Here is a 17916-nt window from a genome sequence, read left to right on the forward strand (position 1 = left end):
CATTCCTATTGAAAGAGCCTTTTGTTGCGGGCTTTCTTGCGCGCGGCTTCAGGCGTGATCGTGCAGCTCTGGACCAGTTCAAGCAAGTGCTCGTCCAGAATCTGCATCCCGTACCTGCGCCCCGTCTCCATGATCGAGATCATCTGCTCGATTTTTCCTTCGCGAATGGCGTTGGAAATAGCAGGAATGCCAATCAGGATTTCGGCGGCGGCGACCATTCCGGAGCCGTCGGCGCGCGTCAGCAGTTGCTGGGCCACAACGCCGGTCAGCGTTTCCGATAGCAGCGTCCGTACCTGGCTCCTCTGTTCGAAGGGGAACACGTTCACAATCCGGTTGATGGTCTTGGCGGCATTATCGGTGTGAAGGGTTCCGAACACCAGCGCGCCGGTTTCAGCGGTGGTGAGCGCTGTCGAGATCGTCTCCAGGTCGCGCATCTCGCCCACCATGATCACGTCGGGATCCTGGCGAACCGCCACGCGCAGGGCCGATGAGAAACTGTCGGTATGCGGACCCACCTGGCGCTGCGTGATGATGCTGTTGATATTCTTATGCAGGTATTCGATTGGCTCTTCAATCGTGATAATGTGGCAGTGGCGCGTCTTGTTGACGTAGTCAACCATTGAGGCCAACGTCGTTGTCTTGCCGCTGCCTGAAGGCCCGCACACCAGAATAAAGCCCCGCTGCATCGACGCCAGTTTCTTCACGCCTTCGGGGAATCCCAATTCTTCCAGTGTCCGAATTTTGGAGGGAATGGCGCGGAACGCGATGGCTATCCCGTGGGACTGCATGTAGACGTTGCTTCTGAAACGGGAAACGCCCGGCAGTTCGTACGCCAAGTCGAGCTCGCCCTCATCCTCGAGACTTCTGATCTGCCTGTTCGTCAGAATCTCGTAGACCAGCGGGCGCAAAATGTCGTCCGTCATGACATCGCAATTGTTGCCGAAAGTGATCGGCATCAGCTCTCCGTGCACCCGGACAACAGCCCGCGAGCCCGACATCAGCATCAAATCCGATCCGTCTTTCTCAACCAGAAATTCGAGAAATCTATCTATTTCAGCCACTAGTCGACCTCGATCGTTCTACCGCCTTGCTTCCTTGTGCCGTTTTTCTTCTCCCCTCTTCTGCTCGACTATGAACTCGCGCAGCAACGCCTTGTCCTCTATCTTCACCTGCGCCACCTTCGGGTCAATCTTGCCCGACCGGAGAAGCTCGATGATGTGCTCGTCCATCAACTGCATGCCGAACTTTTTCCCGGTTTGCATCGCCGAGGGAACGCGATAGGTGTCGCCGTGCCGGATCAGGCTGGCGACGGCGGATGTATTGATCATCACCTCAATCGCGAGTACCATTCCGTTGCCTTCACGATTGCGCATTAACTGCTGCGATATCACGCCCACCAGCGATTCGCCGAGCATCGTGCGCATCATGAATTGTTGTTCCGGCGGGAACACGTTGATGATGCGCTCGATCGTTTTCGCGGCTCCCCTCGTGTGCAGCGTGCTGAACACGAGATGCCCCGTCTCCGCCGCCGAGACCGCCAGCGAAATCGTCTCCAGGTCGCGCATCTCGCCCACCACGATCACGTCCGGATTCTCGCGTACCACCGATCGAAGAGCAGAAGCAAATGTTCGGGTATGCGTCCCCACCTCGCGCTGATCGATATAAGCACTTTCATTAATGTACTGGAATTCGATGGGGTCCTCGATCGTGATAATGTGGCAGGCGCGCTCCCTGTTGATCAAATCCACCAGAGCGGCAAGCGTGGTCGATTTCCCGCAACCCGATGGACCTGTTACAAGAAACAAACCCTGCTCGCGCCGCGTTATTTCCTTGACAACCTCGGGAAGACCGATCGAATCGGCCGATCGGATCGCGCTGGGAATGATCCGGAACGCCCCGCTGACCCCGCGTTCCTCCTGGTGAATATTCACCCTGAAGCGGCCAACCCCCTCAATCGCATACGAGAAATCTATCTCCTTGTGCCGGTCAAACTCCTGCAACTGCACCTCATTCATGATCTCCAGAAGTTCCTGCCGATTCTGTTCCGGGGAACGGACGCCCGAGCCTTCCATCTTGATGATATTGCCGTACATCCGGATCATGGCCGGCGAACCGGAGCACAGATGCACGTCGGAGGCTTTCATTTCTTTTGCGCGAATCAGAACGGAATCTATTGCGGGCATATCTCTCTCCTGCTTGATCAGTTAAAGCGGTGCTTCTCCAGCGCCTTTTCCCTGGCGGATTCCTGTGAAATAACGCCCTGCTCCATCAGGCGCAGGAGGTGATCGTCCAGCATCTGCATCCCTTGACGGGTGCTCGTCTGCATGATCGACACAATCTGCTCGATTTTGTTTTCACGGATCGCATTGCGTATGGCCGAAGTGCAGATCATGATCTCCATCGCGGCGATCCGGCCTTTCTTGTCAGACCGCTTCAAGAGAGTCTGCGCGATAACGGCCGAAAGGCTCTCGGAAAGAAGCGTTCGTATCTGGTTCTGAGCCTCGTTCGGAAAAACGTCGATGATTCGGTTGATCGTTTTGGCGGCACTGTTTGTGTGAAGTGTGGCAAACACGAGCGAACCGGTCTCGGCCGCGGTAAGAGCCAGCCCGATCGTCTCCAGATCGCGCATCTCGCCCACCAGAATGATATCCGGGTCCTGCCGCAAGGCCACACGCAATGCAGCCGAGAACGAGTTCGTATGAACCCCCACCTCCCGCTGAGTTATCAGGCAGCTCTTGTTCTTGTGGACGAACTCGATGGGATCCTCGATCGTGACAATGTGGCCTTCTCGCTCATCATTGATCTGGTCCATCATCGCGGCAAGACTGGTCGTTTTGCCGCTCCCCGTGGGCCCCGTAACAAGGATCAATCCGCTGCTGAAGCGCGCGATCTCTTTGAGCTGCTCCGGCAGTCCGAGATCGTCGACACTGGCTATGTTTGTCGGAATCGTCCGCATTACCGTCGACGGGCCGCTTATCTGATTGTGCACGTTCACCCGGAATCTGGCGACGCCCTCCAGCTCGTACGCCAGATCGAGATCGCCCGTCGCCTCAAAATGCCGAATCTGATCCTCATTCAACATCTCATAAATAAGCCCGCGATTTATCTCCGGTGTCAGGACGACCCCTCCATCAAGACCCCAGTCGATCCTTCTCAGGTCGCCGTGTACCCTGATCAATGGGCGTGCGCCGCACATCAGATGAAGATCCGAGCCTTCTTCATCAACCATGAACTTCAGTATCTTGTCGATTTCAGCCACGGGAACCTGCTTATGTTTTCACTCTTGCGCGGGGCTTATCGACTTTGCCGTCCGACAGGTACGAGCGCACCAGGTCCTTGTTCACCGCCATGTAGTATGCATGCTTCGGGTCCACTTTTCCCTGCTGGAGGAGTTCGATAATATGGTCGTCGAGCAGGCGCATGCCGTACTTTCGGCCCGCCTGCATGTATCCCGGCAACTGATACGTTTTGTCGTCCCGAATCATCGTCTTCACGGAAGGAGTCGCTATCAATACTTCCATGGCCGCTATGCGGCCGGTTCCTTCGGCATTGCGGATCAACTGCTGGGAGATGACGCCTCCCATCGACTCGGACAGCATCGTCCGTATCTGTTTCTGCTGGTTGGGCGGAAACACGTTGATGACTCGCTCAATGGTCTTGTACGCGCTCAGCGTGTGAAGCGTGCTGAAGACCAGGTGCCCCGTCTCGGCGGCGGTGATCGCCATCGAAATCGTCTCGAGGTCGCGCATTTCACCCACCAGGATCACGTCAGGGTCCTCGCGAAGAGAAGCGCGCAACGCGGCGGCAAATGATTTCGTGTGGATGCCCACCTGCCGCTGATTCACCTGGCTCTTGATATTCTTGTGAACAAACTCTATCGGATCCTCGATGGTGATAATATGCTCGCCGCGTTCGGAGTTCACCAGATGCACCAGCGCCGCCAGCGTTGTCGATTTGCCGCAGCCTGCCGGACCCGTCACCAGCACGAGCCCGTTGCGCAATCGCGTCAAACCTTTGACGGCATCCGAAATACCAATCTCGTCGGCGCTCAGGATATCGGACGGAACAATGCGGAAAGCCGCCCCGATACCTCGCTCTTCCATGTATACGTTGGCCCTGAACCGGCTGATTCCGGGAATCTCGTAGCAGAAATCAACTTCCCGGTGAACCTCGAACTCCGCCTTCTGTTCATCAGTAAATATCTCCATGATCATCTTCTGCGCCGTCCGCTTATCGATATCATGCGAGTCGGGAAGCTTCTTGATGTCGCCGAAATGCCGGATCATCGGAGGCATGTTAATAAGGATGTGCACATCCGAAGCCCGCAAGTCGAGCGCCTGGCGGAGGATTCTGTCCAGCTCGGCCATTCCTGCCTCTGCATCTGAGCGCGCCTCCCGGCGCACCCTCTTGAGGTGTAGTTACATAATTTTGCTGTATATAAAAGAAAAGCCTTCGGAAGTGCTGTAATTATATAAAAATCGGCAGTGCATGTCAATGTAGCGGATATCACCACCGGCGCTTGCTCGGTTCACCTGAATAAGCCTTTTTCAATGGCGACCTGTGGTGACCAACAAGATTACAAGCGAAGGCTGCATTCGAAAGGTTCAGGTTTTCCGCCGCGAGAAAGAAACATCTCGCGCGGCGGGAATCTGTTCGATGGATTCGGCGCAGGCGACGGCGTCCAAAATGGCACTCGCCACGGCTTCGGCGGCCGCACACCCGATGGCGGAGACCGGCGCCGAGAGGCGGCTGTCGGCTCGGCTGAGAGCGAAGACGACATCACCGTCAAAGGACGTATGTGCCGGTGAGACCGTTTTCGCAATTCCGTTGGACGCCATTTGTGCAAATTTGCAGGTTTCTTCCTTCGTAAGAAAAGCGTTGGTGGCTGCAAGCCCGATGACTGTATTCGGGAACCCGAGAACCGTTCCCGCCGGATCCTGTTTCAATACACATGCAGTATCAGCGAACCCGCTGTCATCCGGCAGGCGCGCGCCGGCAACAATTACGCCAGTGGAAGGATCAACGATATCTCCAAAAGCGTTTACCGCAAAGAGAGCCCCCACTTTTATACCGCCTGCTACATCAACGCAGGCCGTTCCAATCCCGCTTTTCATTGCGCGGCTCATCCCATAGATCTTGCCGACAGTCGCGCCGGTTCCCGCGCCCACGTTGCCCCGGCCGAAGCTGCCACTGCCAGCCTCGCTGCACGCCTGGTATGCCATTTCACCCGTGGGCCGTGCCGTGGGGTTCCCAATCGCGAGGTCCAGCAGGATTGCGGCCGGAATGATCGGGACTTTGGCAATTCTGATGTCGAAACCGATATCGTGCTCTTCCAGAAAACGCATCACGCCCGCTGCGGCATCAAGTCCATATGCGCTCCCGCCCGCCAGTAAAATGGCATGCACGTGCTGAATGAGATGAGTCGGGCGAAGCAACTCGATTTCACGCGTGCCTGTCGCGGAACCGCGGACGTCGACTCCGCCCGTCATGGGAGCGTCACAAAGGATAACCGTGCAACCGGTGACTCCGCTTCTATCGGTTGCATGCCCAACGCGCAGACCGCCGATGTCGGTAAGATATCCTGAAGGATCCATGAAATGCCGGCGTCCTTTGAGGAACATTCAAATCTTAAAATAACGCTAAAAATATGGGGACAGAGACCATATTTAAATCGTTAATAGATTTTAATGCTAATTAATAAAAATGTGGTCTCTGTCCCCATCTTACAAAGCGAAGGGGGACTTGCTCCATTTACGGAATTCATGCCTTTTTGAATTCGTAGAATGGCGCCTGTCCCCGAAGCAAGAACCAGCCCTCAATCGTCGGGCAACCTCTCTGTTCCCGGGGCAAAATGGAACCAACTCACTCGTCGGCCACTCGCTGTTCCCGATCGCCGAAATCGCTGTAAGTCTAGTTCAGTAACTCAAATATCTTGACCATTCCTTCTTTGTCCGGCATCACCTGAAAATGGATCCCGCCGGTTTCTTTCGAGATTTTTTTCAGGATCGGCGGACATTGCTCGCGACCGATAAAGATCGAGTGGATGGCCACGCCGATCTTTTTTGCCATTTTCAGTTCCTGCTTTACTTCTTTATCGCCGCTGGTGGGCATGCCGTCCGTGAGAAAGATCACGTGCTGGCGCCCGCCCCGCATTGCTCCGAATTCCTTCAGAGCGTCGTCGAGCGCATTCTGATAATCGGTGAATCCGGAGCATTGGGTTTCCATGCTCTTGCGCATCAGCGCCTCATAATTGTGCGTGAAGAAGCGGCCGTCGTCGATGTACTTGTACGACTGATGATTGAACTCGATATAGCCGACGGTCATCTTGCTGCGCTTGGCCATTTCGACCAGGCCGATGACCACCATCGAGACCCACAGCGACGACCTGCCGGTCATCGATTGGCTGATGTCGCGGATAACGGCGACTCGCCCGCCTCGCTCCTTGCGAGTGCGCCGAAAGACATGCGGAGTCGTCGGATTGGAGTCGTCGATCCAGACCGAGCCTTCGCCCGGATCGGAATCGAAGAAATCGTCAAGCGACCGCATCGAGCGCAGTTGCTTCGGAACTCCCCCCTGAACTTCGCGCCGCGACGCGATGCTGCGTTGCACCTCTCCTTCGATGACCTTCAGGATCGCATCAAGATCGTCGATCTTTTCCTTGTTCAGGGGCGCATGCTCGTCCTGGCGCCGGCTCTCTTTGGTGATCTTGTCGTAATGAACTTCTTTTCGATAGGGGGAAACCTGTTCGGTCTCCTCTTCGGTGGGAGAGGCCTCGGCCTCGATGCTCTCCTCGGACTGCTCGGTCGGAACAGTCTCCTCAGGCTCCTGCTCCGACAACTGCTCCTGCTCTATTTCATCATTTTTTTTTTGCTCCGCCTCTTTTATGAGGTCCTCGATCTTCTCGTGAACCTCCGGCGGAACCCGAAATGTCGTCAGGTACTTCAGGACGATCATGTCTTGAGGCTCAACCACCCAGCGCCGCTCCAGAACCGCCTTGGCTTTGAGCATTTTGACCGCTTTCACGAGGAACGTGCGGTCGGTGATGAGAGAATTGTTGTCGTTGAGGTCGAACCTGGTCATCAGGTTGGTGATAAAGGTGAGCAACATCTCCTTGACGGCATTCGGAAGCGTTACCTTCAGGAGAATGTCCCGATTCGCTTTCAGACTACCTAATGTATCCGGCTCGATTTCCTGATCGTCAAAATCGAACTGAGAATAGTAATCGATCACTTTCCTCGCCATCTCCCAGCGGCTCTTCTGGATCAGGCCAACGACACGAAGCTGCAGCGTGAAGCGATCCAGATTCGCCAGGTCCAGCGGCTCGTTATAATAATCGTCCTTCGCCGGATTCCCGGTCGCGATCGTCGTGATCAGCGGAATCCTTTCCTTCCCGAATTTGCGCTCATTCAGCACCCGCAAAAGCACGTTCAACGCTTCTCCGGGCGCGCGAGAGATATCGTCCAATACGCAGATATCAGCCGTCAAAATCCGGCCCTTCACAATGTCCTGCCGGATCATCTCGCTCTGGTCCTCGCGTTCCCGATGAATGACATAATCTCCGATCAACTCCGTAAGGCGGGTGTCGCGATGTAGTTGGTAAAAGAAAAATTCCAGATTCGCAGCCTTGGCCGCGATTTCGGCGAGCATCGTCTTCGCGGTCCCGGGAGGACCCTCGACATAGACGTGTTCGCGCGCTATCAAACCCAGCAAAATTGCTTCTTTTATGTCATCATGGCCGATGACAAACTGATCCATGCACTCCCGTATATGATTGAGGGTGGTATGTAACTTTTCCATAAATCTGTCGTTCTCTCCAGTTATAAGGGATGTAATTTTCAGAGTGCTCCTGTCCAAATTGTAACACGCATCTCGAACAAATTGCAAGAAATTACAACCGGGAAAACTCGCAGTTGTTCCGTAACAAGAAACGACTATCCGCCGCGGCGTCGAACAGATCGCTCTCCGCGCCAAAGATAAAACCTTGGCGGCTTTTCGCTGGACTTGCAAAGTTTTCTTGAGATATACTACTGCTGGAACAGGAGCGGAAATGAAGCCAGCCAATTCCCCAGAACGCAAGCTGTTGATCGTTGACGACGACCCCGATCTGCTCGAATTAATAAAAACAAAGCTCGAAGCGGAGAATTATTCCTGCGAAGCGGCGCCCAATGTCGAAACCGCGCTTGCGCTGGTGCGAGAGCGGCAGTTTGACCTCGTCATCTCCGACCTGCGACTGCCCGGCATCGACGGGTTCACTTTCATCGAGGTGCTGAAAGCAAAATACCCCGCCCTCGGCATTATCGTTATCACCGGAATGGCCGAGATCGAAAGCGCAGTGAAGGCCATGAGAGCCGGCGCCGACGACTATCTCACAAAACCGTTCAACCTCGACCACATGGTCATCAGCATCGAACGAACACTGGAGAAACAGCGCCTCATAATCGAAAACCGCGACTACCAGCAGTTCCTTGAACAGAGGGTCCGCGAGGCGACCCAGGAGCAGCGGAAGGTCTTTCACGAGCTGCGCAAAACGAAGGAATACCTCGAGAATCTGATCGAGAGCTGCGTCGACGCCATCATTTCTTTCGATTTGAACGGCAAGATCAGATTCTGCAACCGCTCAACCGAAAACCTTCTCGGGCGACCGGTCGCAGAGGTGCTGGGACAGCATATCTGCACGTTTTGCTCCGGCGGCAGACCCGCGGCGGAACGCCTCATTAAAACCATCCATCTTCAGCAGAAAGTACGAAACTGCGAGATCGAGCTCCTCTCTGTTTCGAGCAACCAGATTACTACTGCCAGCGTCTCTGCTTCGCTCCTTCAGGATGTCGAAGACAGCGACCTCGCAATAATAGCGATCTTCAAGGACATCACCGAACAGAAAAAACTGCAGACCGAGCTGCAAGAGCTTTCCATCAAGGATAATCTGACCTCCCTTTTCAACCAGCGACATTTCTACCGCGTGCTTGAAAAGGAAATGATCCGGGCCGCCCGCCAGAAGCATCCCCTGTGCCTCCTGCTTCTCGACCTCGATAATTTCAAGCAGTTTAACGATTCTCAGGGCCATCTTGCGGGTGACCGCATCCTGGAGCAGGTTGGCTCCATCATCAATGAGTGCACCCGCGAATACGTCGACCACGCCTTCCGCTACGGCGGTGATGAATTCACGATTATCTTGAGCGAAACCACAATCAGACAGGCAACTGAAGTGGCCGAACGCATTCAGCGCTCTCTTAAACAAGCGTTCAGCGGCGCGCTCTCCCTCAGTATCGGCCTCGCACAGTTTCGCGCCGGACTCGAACTGGAGAATTTCATCAACAGCGCCGATAAAGCAATGTACAACGCAAAACGCGCCGGCGGAAACCAAATCGCGCTGGCCGGCGTCCGCAGGCGTTCCGTTCACAAGTGATACTTTGGTGCACAGCAGGACGATTCCTTCTTGCACGTGTATAACCGGTTTGACGGTGCGCTTGCGGCGGGGGGAAGCCCCGGCAACCGTTCAGCAGTTCCAAAACGGGATTCTTGAAATTTGCGTGCTCTCTCGCAAAATGATTTTTCGCATCTGACCAGGCTCCCAAAAAGAGACGGAATGGACAGGAGCGAGTGAATGATCTCCTCTGTTATTTCCGACGCGCGGAGCGGCTCGGCGGAACAGAAGTCCCGCCTGTGCTCTTTTCTCCGACGAGACAGGCGTCCCGCGTGTGCTCTCTTTTTTCCTCCGCGCTTCCGCAGGGTCATTCTGACCCCGCGCTTCGCGGGGCAAGAATCTTTCTATGGTCTGTTCGAATGGTTGATTTTATCCGCCGACGCCTCCTTGTTAAACGTTCGTTCATTGGGGCTTCGCCGCTGGTTCGCCCGCTTCGACCAGCAAAATCACTTTGGTAAAATTGGTTCAAGTAAAACTTGAATATATGAATATTAATATCATCATTACCAAATACTTAAGCCTTGACAATGAAACTGCTTCGTGGCCCGAAAAGACCATAGATCACACCCTTCCGCCATACACGCACCGGCTACCGTGGAGGACCATATGAGATTCACGCGAAGAGACTTCTTGAAAGTGAGCGCCACAACGACTGCAGCCCTTGCCCTCGACTCGCTCGGGTTTCTCGGCGGAATCGCAGGCGCGACCGAGAAGGTCTTTCAGGAATGGAAGTACGGCGGTTGGGAGGACCTGCACCGAACCGAATGGAAGTGGGACAAGGTGACCTTTGGGACGCACCTGGTCGACTGCTACCCCGGCAACTGCCTCTGGCGAGTCTACACAAAGGACGGCATCGTCTGGCGCGAGGAGCAGGCAGGCAAATACCCGGTCATCGACGCGACCGGCCCCGACTGGAATCCGCGCGGCTGCCAAAAGGGGTGCTCCTTCAGCAATATGATGTATAACCCCGACCGAGTGAAGTACCCGATGAAGCGCGTCGGCCAACGCGGCGAGGGGAAGTGGAAGCGAATATCCTGGGAAGAGGCCTTTGATGAAATCTGCAACAATTTGATAAACGCCATCAAGACCAACGGCCCCGAATCGATCATCTTCGAGCCCGGCCCCGGCAACGGCGGCTGGATACACCTCATGGCGCTCTGGGGCTTTTTCCAGACGCTTGGCGCGACAGAATTGGACCTCGATTCCACCATCGGCGACTTCAACAAGGGCGTATTCGAGACCTTCGGCAAATTCCAGTTCTGCGACTCGGTCGACGGCTGGTTTTTCGGCAAATTGCTGCTTATCTGGCACATGAACCCGGTGTACACCCGAATCCCCTCATACCATTTCATCTCCGAAGCGCGCTATCACGGCGCCGAGATCATTACCGTCGCGCCCGATTACTCGCCGTCCGCAATCCATGCGGACGAATGGATTCCGGTCGAGCCCGGCGCCGATGCCGCACTCGGCCTCGGTATAGCACAAGTGCTTGTTTCACAAGGCAATTACGACACCGCTTTTGTCAAGGAACAGACGGATTTGCCGCTGCTGATCAGAACGGATACGGGCAAATTCCTGCGCGAGACCGACTTGACGGGCGTCGGACGCGAGGATCAGTTCTACTTCTGGAATCCGGCCGCAGACGCGCCAATCAAGGCGCCTCGCAACACGTTGGCGCTCCCCTGCGATCCGGCCCTCGAGGGGAACTACTCGGTTAGGCTCAAGGACGGACAATCGGTCGAGGTAAGACCTGCTTTCGCTCTTTTGCGCGAACAATTGGATAAAAATTACACGCCCGAGCAGGCATCGAAGATATGCGGTGTGAATCCCGATACAATACGGCGTCTTGCAGAGAAAGCATGGAAAGCGAAAGGACACGTTCAGATACTGGTCGGCTGGAACTCGGCCAAATACTACCACGGCGACCTTATGGAACGCGCCATGTGCCTGCTTCTGGCGCTCACCGGCAGCGTCGGCAACAAGGGCAGCGGTATCCGCGGCTGGAGCGAGTCTTTATTCGAGGGAACCGAGCTGCTCTGGTTCGAGCGCCGCGACGTCGGCACTCTCTTTCAGTACGGGCGCTGGCAATTGGGGCGTTTCGTAATGAAGGCCAAGGACCCCGACTTGACCGACGAGATCATGAGGCGCGAGTCCGAAAAACAGTGGAGCAGACGCGAGGGCACAATGGTGCCCCCCGCATTTCTCTACTATTTCCATTCCGGCTACCGCGACACCTGGAACAACAAGGCATGGCACTGCCCCACGATGAAACGGCCTTTCGAGGAATATTTCAACGAGGCAATCGAGCGCGGGTGGTGGCAGGATCTAACCCGCCCGTATCCCGACCAGCAGCCGCTGGTTTACTGCTATTTCGGAACAAGCCCGGCCCGCAAAAACCGGGGCTGGCTGAAAAACATCTACCCATCTCTATGGAACAAGTACAAATTCATTTTCACGATCGAAACGCGCTGGAGCACGACCGCATTGATGTCCGACATGGTGCTGCCGGGCGCCGGCTTCTATGAGAAAACCGACACGCGCTTCCCCACCCCGCACGTGCCATGGCTCACGTTGACCGAGGCCGCTGTCGCTCCGCTCGGCGAAGCCAAAGAAGAGTGGACGATCATGAGGCTGCTCGCCGAGCGCTTGCGCGCGCTTGCGCAAGAGACCGGCCATGAAAAGTACAAGGACAGGCGCGGCGTTACGCGCGATCTGTCCAAAATAGTTGACGATGTGACGTTCGGGCGCGAGACCGCCGACCAGGCGCTCAACGATTCGCTCCAGATGAGCGCAAAGCAGGGTTCGCTCCCCCAGGACACAAACCTCGCAACGCTTCGCAAGGAGGGGATCATCCGATTCACCAAGATATCCGAAATCGATGTTATCGCCTCGCACCTGATGACCGAGATCAAGCCGGACGAGCCGATCGTCCCCCTCACGTTCCACACCGGCCCGAAAAAGATCCCCTATCCCACCTACAACCGGCGGATCACGTTCTACATCGACCACGACTGGTTCCTCGAAGCCGGCGAAGGTTTCCCCGTCCATAAGGACAACCCGCGCATGGGCGGCAACTACCCTCTGCGCATGACCAGCGGCCATCAGCGCTGGAGCATCCATTCCATCTGGATCACCGACGACACGCTCGCGCGCACGCACCAGGGACGCCCGTTCATGTTCATGAATCCGGAAGACGCCCAAAAGCGCGGCATCGAGGACGGCGACCTTGTCCGCGTTTATAACGACTTCGACGACTTCAAGGTGCACGTCAAGCTCACCTCAGCCGCGCGCTCCGCCCAATCGGACGCCGGCCCGCGGCCGGGACAGGTCATCATCTACCACGCCTGGGAGCCGTACCAGTTCGAGAAATGGAAAAGCTACGACGCCGCTATCCCGGGTATGATCAAATGGCTCGACCTCGTCGGCGGCTACGGACACCTCGACTACTACCGCTGGAACTGGTGCACCCAGCCCGTTGACCGCGCCGTCTCGGTCGAAGTGGAGAAAGCGCAGGCTGTTGGATAATGGATTTTGGGGCGGCCGCGCGGGGCCGCCCCTACTATTCATATGAACCCGGCGCGGTTTTGCCGCGCTACGTTTCACTACGGAAATCTTAGCTTCTGATAATACGATTCGGACAGATAGACCGCCGCCAAAGGATTGTGGCCGGTCACGCGGTCCTTGACCGCCAGAACAGTGGTCGGCCTCTCGGCAAACTTGAAGAACAGCGAATCGTGCCCGACACAGAGACCGAGCAGAATATTGAAATCGGTTCTTTCATGATTGAACAGCTTCGCCTGGTATATCGGATTGCACATCGGCTCGTCCATCCCGCGATATATCTTCTGCTCCTCAGTGAGCCCAATCTTATCTTTCGAAGTGCGTCCCGCCTTGCATAACACCGAAACAACTTCAAAACCGTGCCCCTCAAGAATGGTATTGACCACATCCGCTTCCCTGACGAGGCCGATACAAAATGCCAGGCCCAGCCGCTGATAGTTCATCTTCTTGGCGAACTCGATGAGCTCGATCAGGCGCGTCTTCGTCGGCTGCAGGACGTACGGCTGTTGATCGCGGTTGGCATAGCATTCGCCTTCCTGAATCGACGCCTGCCGCGCAAACTCCCCTATCACAGGATCATCATACTCCTTGTTCGCTTCGTCCAGGATATCGGCTCTGGTGAGGGTGGGACAGCCTTTGCTCCCCTGGCCGGTGTCGAACACACAGGCCCTGCTCATGAGATCGAGGTCGCACGCCGCACACGACGGCTTTCGTTTCTTCTGTTCTCCCATAACATGCTCCTTTTATGTAACGAACGCCTATCTTTCATGCTATCGATATGTGGACCAGAACTCCCTGCAAAAGTATATCAGAAATCGGGCGTCTTTTAGCAAGGCCATCGCCCGCGCCAACCGCTCGCTCTGGCGCCCACCGTTTTTTGTCCGACTTGTCCCACCTGTGCGGACCCGTCCCCATCCGCCCCGTCAACCTCGTCCGACGTCTTGCCCACCTCGTCCGCCCCGTCCAACTCGTCGCCCCCCTCCGACTGGTCCGACTTGTCCACCTCGTCCACCCCGTCCATTCCGTCCGACTTGTCCACCTCGTTCTACTCGTCCGACAACCCCGTTTGACTTTGCCGCCGCGCCGGTCTATTATTGGTCATTATTCGCAGCCGCCGGACATCTTCCCCGGCAAAACGTGAGGAACAAATTTTATGAACCACGACTACCCGATCATCGACGCGGATGTCCTTATCATTGGCGGCGGCAGCGCCGGAGCAATGGCGGCCATCCGCGCAAAAGAAGTTGATCCCGCCCAGAAAGTCGTTGTCTTCGAGAAGGGCCACATCAAGTATTCCGGCTGCATCGCCCGCGGTATGGATGCGCTCAACATCGTCGCGATCCCGGGCCTCGACACGCCGGAATTATATGTCGAGTCCAACAGCATCGCGTGTCACGGCGTCATGGATGAGCCGCAGGCGTACGAGATGGCGAAACGCAGCTTCGGCCTGCTCAAGAAGCTCGAGTCGTGGGACGTGTGCTTTCCCACCGATAAGCACGGCAACTACGAAGTCCTGCAAGTGCACCCGAAGGGCAAATTCTGTGTAACCATGAAGGAGCCCGAGCTGAAGACCATCCTCGCCCGCCGCTGTCATGAGCTCGGCATCGAGATCGTCAACCGGACAATGGCGATGCGCCTCCTGAAGCAGGGCGACGCGGCAACCGGCGCAATCGGCATGAACGTGCGCACCGGCGAGATCGTTGTCTGCAGGGCGCGCTCGGTTATCCTGAGCGCGGGCGGAACCGCGCGGTTCGGACTCCCCAACAGCGGCTACCTCTATGGCGTCTATGATTTCCCCGGCAACACCGGCGACGGCTATATCCTGGCGTACAAGGCGGGCGCGGAGCTTTCGGGCTTCGAGTACACCTGCACCTATTACATCGTCAAGGACATCAACGCTCCCCTGCTCTATATCACGCTTACGAGGGGCGCACACCTGTTCAATGCGTTCGATCAGCCCTTCCACGAATCGCACCCGAGCATCCCCATGATGCACGCCGAGCACCAGGCCCACCGCGGCCCCATGCGCATCAAGCTCGACCACCTCCCTGAGGACAAGATACGCGAAATCGAAGACATCCTCTTCAGCACCGAGCGGCCGGTTCAGCAGCGCTTTTACCAGGGGCGCGACGTCGACTTTCGCACGGGCGAAATAGAGCTGTGGCCGACTGAAGTCTTCCTGTGCGGCGGCCACGGACAGACCGGCGTGCGCGTTAACACGAAAGCCGAGTCAACCGTGCCCGGCCTCTACGCCGCCGGCGATACCTCTTTGGTCGCGAGAGGACACCTGACCGGCGCATTCGTCTACGGCGAGATAGCCGCCGAGAACGCAACCGAATTTGCCGCCGCGCGCGGACCGGTCGAATTGGACAGTTCGCAGGTCGAGGCGTTCATCCGGGAAAGAGACGAGCGCGGCGACAAACCCAACGGGAAAATCCCGATCGAGGAGTTCGAGTACAAGGTGCGCAGGATGATCAACGACTACATCGTGCCGCCGAAAAACAACTACAAGCTCGATCGCGCGATTTGGTGGATGACTCGATTCCGCAAGGACCTGTTCGAGATCGTCAGAGTCAGAGACGTGCACGACCTCTTCAAAACGTACGAGGTCGAGAACATCATCCAATGCGCACTCATGAGTGCGCTCGCCTCGAAGGAGCGCACCGAGAGCCGCTGGGGGCTGTGGCATTATCGCTCCGATTACCCGGCAAAAGACGAGAAGTGGCGCAAGCACATCGTACTGAAAATGGGCGGCGCGTCGCCTGAAGACGTGCTCATTTCGCACGCGCCTGTCTTGACATTATAAGGAACCTGAAATGCAACGAAGAAATTTTCTGGAAGCGCTCACCGATAATGTAATCGTCGATAACTCGAAATGCATCTACTGCGGCGAATGCATCGAGGTCTGCGTCCTCGATAACCTCAGGATGCAGCTTGCCCCGTGCCGCTCAGCCTGCCCGCTCGGCGTCAATTGCCACGGCTACGTTCAACTTATCGCGCGCGGCGACGACGAGACGGCATATCAGGTACTGACCAAAACTCTCCCGTTCCCCGGCATTCTCGCCCGGGTCTGCACCGCCCCCTGCGAGCCTGCCTGCCACCGGAATACCCAAACGGGAGAGGCGGTCGCTATCCGCGCGCTCAAGAGATATCTGGTCGATTCGATGCACGGAAAAGAACGAGCCGTTCCCGCGCCGGACAAGGCGACCGGAAAGAAAGTAGCCATCGTTGGTTCGGGTCCCGCCGGACTCATGGCGGCGTTCGACCTGCGCATGCACGGCCATGCGGTCACCGTCTTCGAGGCGGAAAGCGAGCCCGGCGGCTTCCTTCGCTGGGCGATACCGGAATTCAATCTGCCGCTTAAAGCGCTCCTTGAAGAAATCGACGTGCTGGAGAAAATGGGCGCCGTCATACACTGCGGCGTGAAGATAGGGAAAGACAAGACGCTGGACGATCTCAAGAACGAGTTCGACGCCGTGATTATCGCCGCCGGCTGCGGCGGCCACGCCAGGCTCGGCATCGCGGGCGAGAACCTTCGGAACGTGCATCACGGATTGCCGCTGCTCAAGGACGTCCGCTCCGGGCGCGCGCCGGAATTATCGGGAAACGTCATCGTCATCGGCGGAGGCAACGTCGCGGTGGATGCGGCGCGCACCGCCCTCAGGCTCGGCGCCGGAACCGTTCGCGTCGTTTCATTGGAGACCGAAGGCGAGCTGCCCGCGTTCAAGGGCATCGTCAATATGGCGACGGCGGAGGGTATCACATTCGACCACGGCTGGGGCGTCGCCACCATCAAAGGGCAGAACGGAAAGGCCACGGCTATAGAGCTTCAAAGATGCCTGCGGGTGTTCGACGACTGCGGGAAATTCAGTCCATGCTTCGACTCGTGCGAATTGAAAACAATTGAAGCCGATCATGTCGTCATAGCCATCGGCCAGAAACGCGAACACGCATGCCTCGCGGTTTCCGGCATCGTCAATCCTGACGATGCGAAGCCCGACCCGCTCACGCTCGCAACTTCCGATCCGAAGGTGTTTCTGGCCGGCGACTACGCAACCGGGCCGTCGTCCGTCGTCGATGCGATGGCGTCCGGCAGAACCGCGGCCGAATCAGTCGACAGATTCCTCAGAGGCAGGCATCTCACCTACGGAAGAGGATATCGCGGACCGGTCGAGCTCGAGTTCGAGATAGATACTGCAAGCGCATCCAGCCTCGGACGCGTCAAGATTCCGCAAAAGCGCTTCGAAGACAAGGGCGACTTCAAAGAGGTTGGCGGCTCGATTGATAAGGATGCCGCCCGCGCCGAGGCCTCGCGCTGTTACTCGTGCGGCGGCCCGTTCGGCAAGTTCCGCACGTGCTGGTTCTGCCTCCCGTGCGAAGTCGAGTGCCCGGAGAAGGCCCTGCGCGTAGAAATCCCGTTCCTCCTGCGTTGACCGGTTTCGCCACAAAGAAGGCTATCCGCAGACGCCGTCCTGGACCCGATCCGGGATTCCACAGATTTTCGCGGATTAGAAACATCTTCACAGGAGCAAACAGAGGTAACGGAGAATTCCTTCTTCTCATCTTTCAACTTTGAACCTTGAAGATTAAACCTTGAACTAATTTCTGACCACAGATGAACTCAGATTCACACGGATTTTTCGAACCTAATACACGCCCCTGTATGGGCATCCCGCGGCCCCGCGGGAACGTGCCCGTTTTGATGAATCCCCGCGTGCGACGTAGGGGCACGGCGTGACGTGCCCATCGATTCCTCCTGACCCCGCCGGAGTATAATTCCCCCTTATAATTCCCCCTTTACGAAAGGGGGACTAAAGGCCCTTCTTCCGCGTCTCTCCGCCGTCATTCCTGCTATGTGCTCTTGTCAAGGGAAATGCAGAGCCGCGGTTCTTTTTCTTTTCTTCTTCTTAATTTTAATTCGCCTGAGCGAA

The 17916-nt window shown here is 56.6% G+C and carries 13 protein-coding genes; 5 read left to right on the top strand and 8 right to left on the bottom strand.

Features of this window, described 5'->3' with window-relative positions:
* Positions 1 to 5: 5 nt before the first annotated feature.
* The 6 genes from C4520_16050 to C4520_16075 all read right to left on the bottom strand — a co-directional run bounded on the left by C4520_16050 (position 6) and on the right by C4520_16075 (position 7797).
* Positions 6 to 1061 carry a type IV pilus twitching motility protein PilT gene (locus C4520_16050; GenBank protein ID RJP17639.1) on the bottom strand — a complete coding sequence of 352 codons (1056 nt, stop codon included), beginning with the start codon at positions 1059 to 1061 and terminating at the stop codon, positions 6 to 8.
* An 18-nt stretch (positions 1062 to 1079) separates the two neighbouring features.
* Positions 1080 to 2183: a PilT/PilU family type 4a pilus ATPase gene (locus C4520_16055; GenBank protein ID RJP17640.1), complete on the bottom strand. Its 1104-nt coding sequence runs from the start codon at positions 2181 to 2183 to the stop codon at positions 1080 to 1082.
* Between the two features lie 17 nt (positions 2184 to 2200).
* Positions 2201 to 3259 (bottom strand): type IV pilus twitching motility protein PilT, encoded by a 1059-nt coding sequence (locus C4520_16060; protein ID RJP17641.1) that lies wholly within the window; start codon positions 3257 to 3259, stop codon positions 2201 to 2203.
* Positions 3260 to 3269: 10 nt separating this feature from the next.
* A complete protein-coding gene (locus C4520_16065; GenBank protein RJP17642.1) occupies positions 3270 to 4367 on the bottom strand; it encodes a type IV pilus twitching motility protein PilT in 1098 nt (365 codons plus the stop codon).
* Positions 4368 to 4604: 237 nt separating this feature from the next.
* Positions 4605 to 5594, bottom strand: a complete 990-nt coding sequence (locus C4520_16070; GenBank protein ID RJP17643.1) for a peptidase S58 family protein — start codon at positions 5592 to 5594, stop codon at positions 4605 to 4607.
* Between the two features lie 316 nt (positions 5595 to 5910).
* A complete protein-coding gene (locus C4520_16075; protein ID RJP17644.1) occupies positions 5911 to 7797 on the bottom strand; it encodes a VWA domain-containing protein in 1887 nt (628 codons plus the stop codon).
* Between the two features lie 250 nt (positions 7798 to 8047).
* On the opposite strand from C4520_16075, the gene C4520_16080 reads away from it, so the two are divergent.
* The 3 genes from C4520_16080 to C4520_16090 all read left to right on the top strand — a co-directional run bounded on the left by C4520_16080 (position 8048) and on the right by C4520_16090 (position 12949).
* Positions 8048 to 9406 carry a diguanylate cyclase gene (locus tag C4520_16080; GenBank protein ID RJP17645.1) on the top strand — a complete coding sequence of 453 codons (1359 nt, stop codon included), beginning with the start codon at positions 8048 to 8050 and terminating at the stop codon, positions 9404 to 9406.
* A gap of 198 nt (positions 9407 to 9604) precedes the next feature.
* Positions 9605 to 9904: a hypothetical protein gene (locus C4520_16085; protein RJP17646.1), complete on the top strand. Its 300-nt coding sequence runs from the start codon at positions 9605 to 9607 to the stop codon at positions 9902 to 9904.
* A 126-nt stretch (positions 9905 to 10030) separates the two neighbouring features.
* Complete coding sequence (locus C4520_16090; GenBank protein ID RJP17647.1) at positions 10031 to 12949, top strand: twin-arginine translocation signal domain-containing protein; 2919 nt, start codon at positions 10031 to 10033, stop codon at positions 12947 to 12949.
* A 77-nt stretch (positions 12950 to 13026) separates the two neighbouring features.
* On the opposite strand, the gene C4520_16095 is transcribed toward C4520_16090, so the two are convergent.
* Positions 13027 to 13716 (bottom strand): DUF1847 domain-containing protein, encoded by a 690-nt coding sequence (locus tag C4520_16095; GenBank protein RJP17648.1) that lies wholly within the window; start codon positions 13714 to 13716, stop codon positions 13027 to 13029.
* Positions 13717 to 13811: 95 nt separating this feature from the next.
* Positions 13812 to 14024, bottom strand: coding sequence for a hypothetical protein (locus tag C4520_16100; GenBank protein ID RJP17649.1), 213 nt, complete (start codon positions 14022 to 14024; stop codon positions 13812 to 13814).
* Between the two features lie 114 nt (positions 14025 to 14138).
* Here C4520_16100 and C4520_16105 point away from each other — a divergent pair, with 114 nt between their 5' ends.
* Positions 14139 to 15791, top strand: a complete 1653-nt coding sequence (locus C4520_16105) for an FAD-binding protein (GenBank protein ID RJP17650.1) — start codon at positions 14139 to 14141, stop codon at positions 15789 to 15791.
* A 10-nt stretch (positions 15792 to 15801) separates the two neighbouring features.
* A complete protein-coding gene (locus tag C4520_16110; GenBank protein RJP17651.1) occupies positions 15802 to 17418 on the top strand; it encodes an FAD-binding protein in 1617 nt (538 codons plus the stop codon).
* Positions 17419 to 17916: the final 498 nt, after the last annotated feature.

The sequence above is a fragment of the Candidatus Abyssobacteria bacterium SURF_5 genome (assembly GCA_003598085.1).
Classification (GTDB): Bacteria; Abyssobacteria; SURF-5; order SURF-5; family SURF-5; genus SURF-5.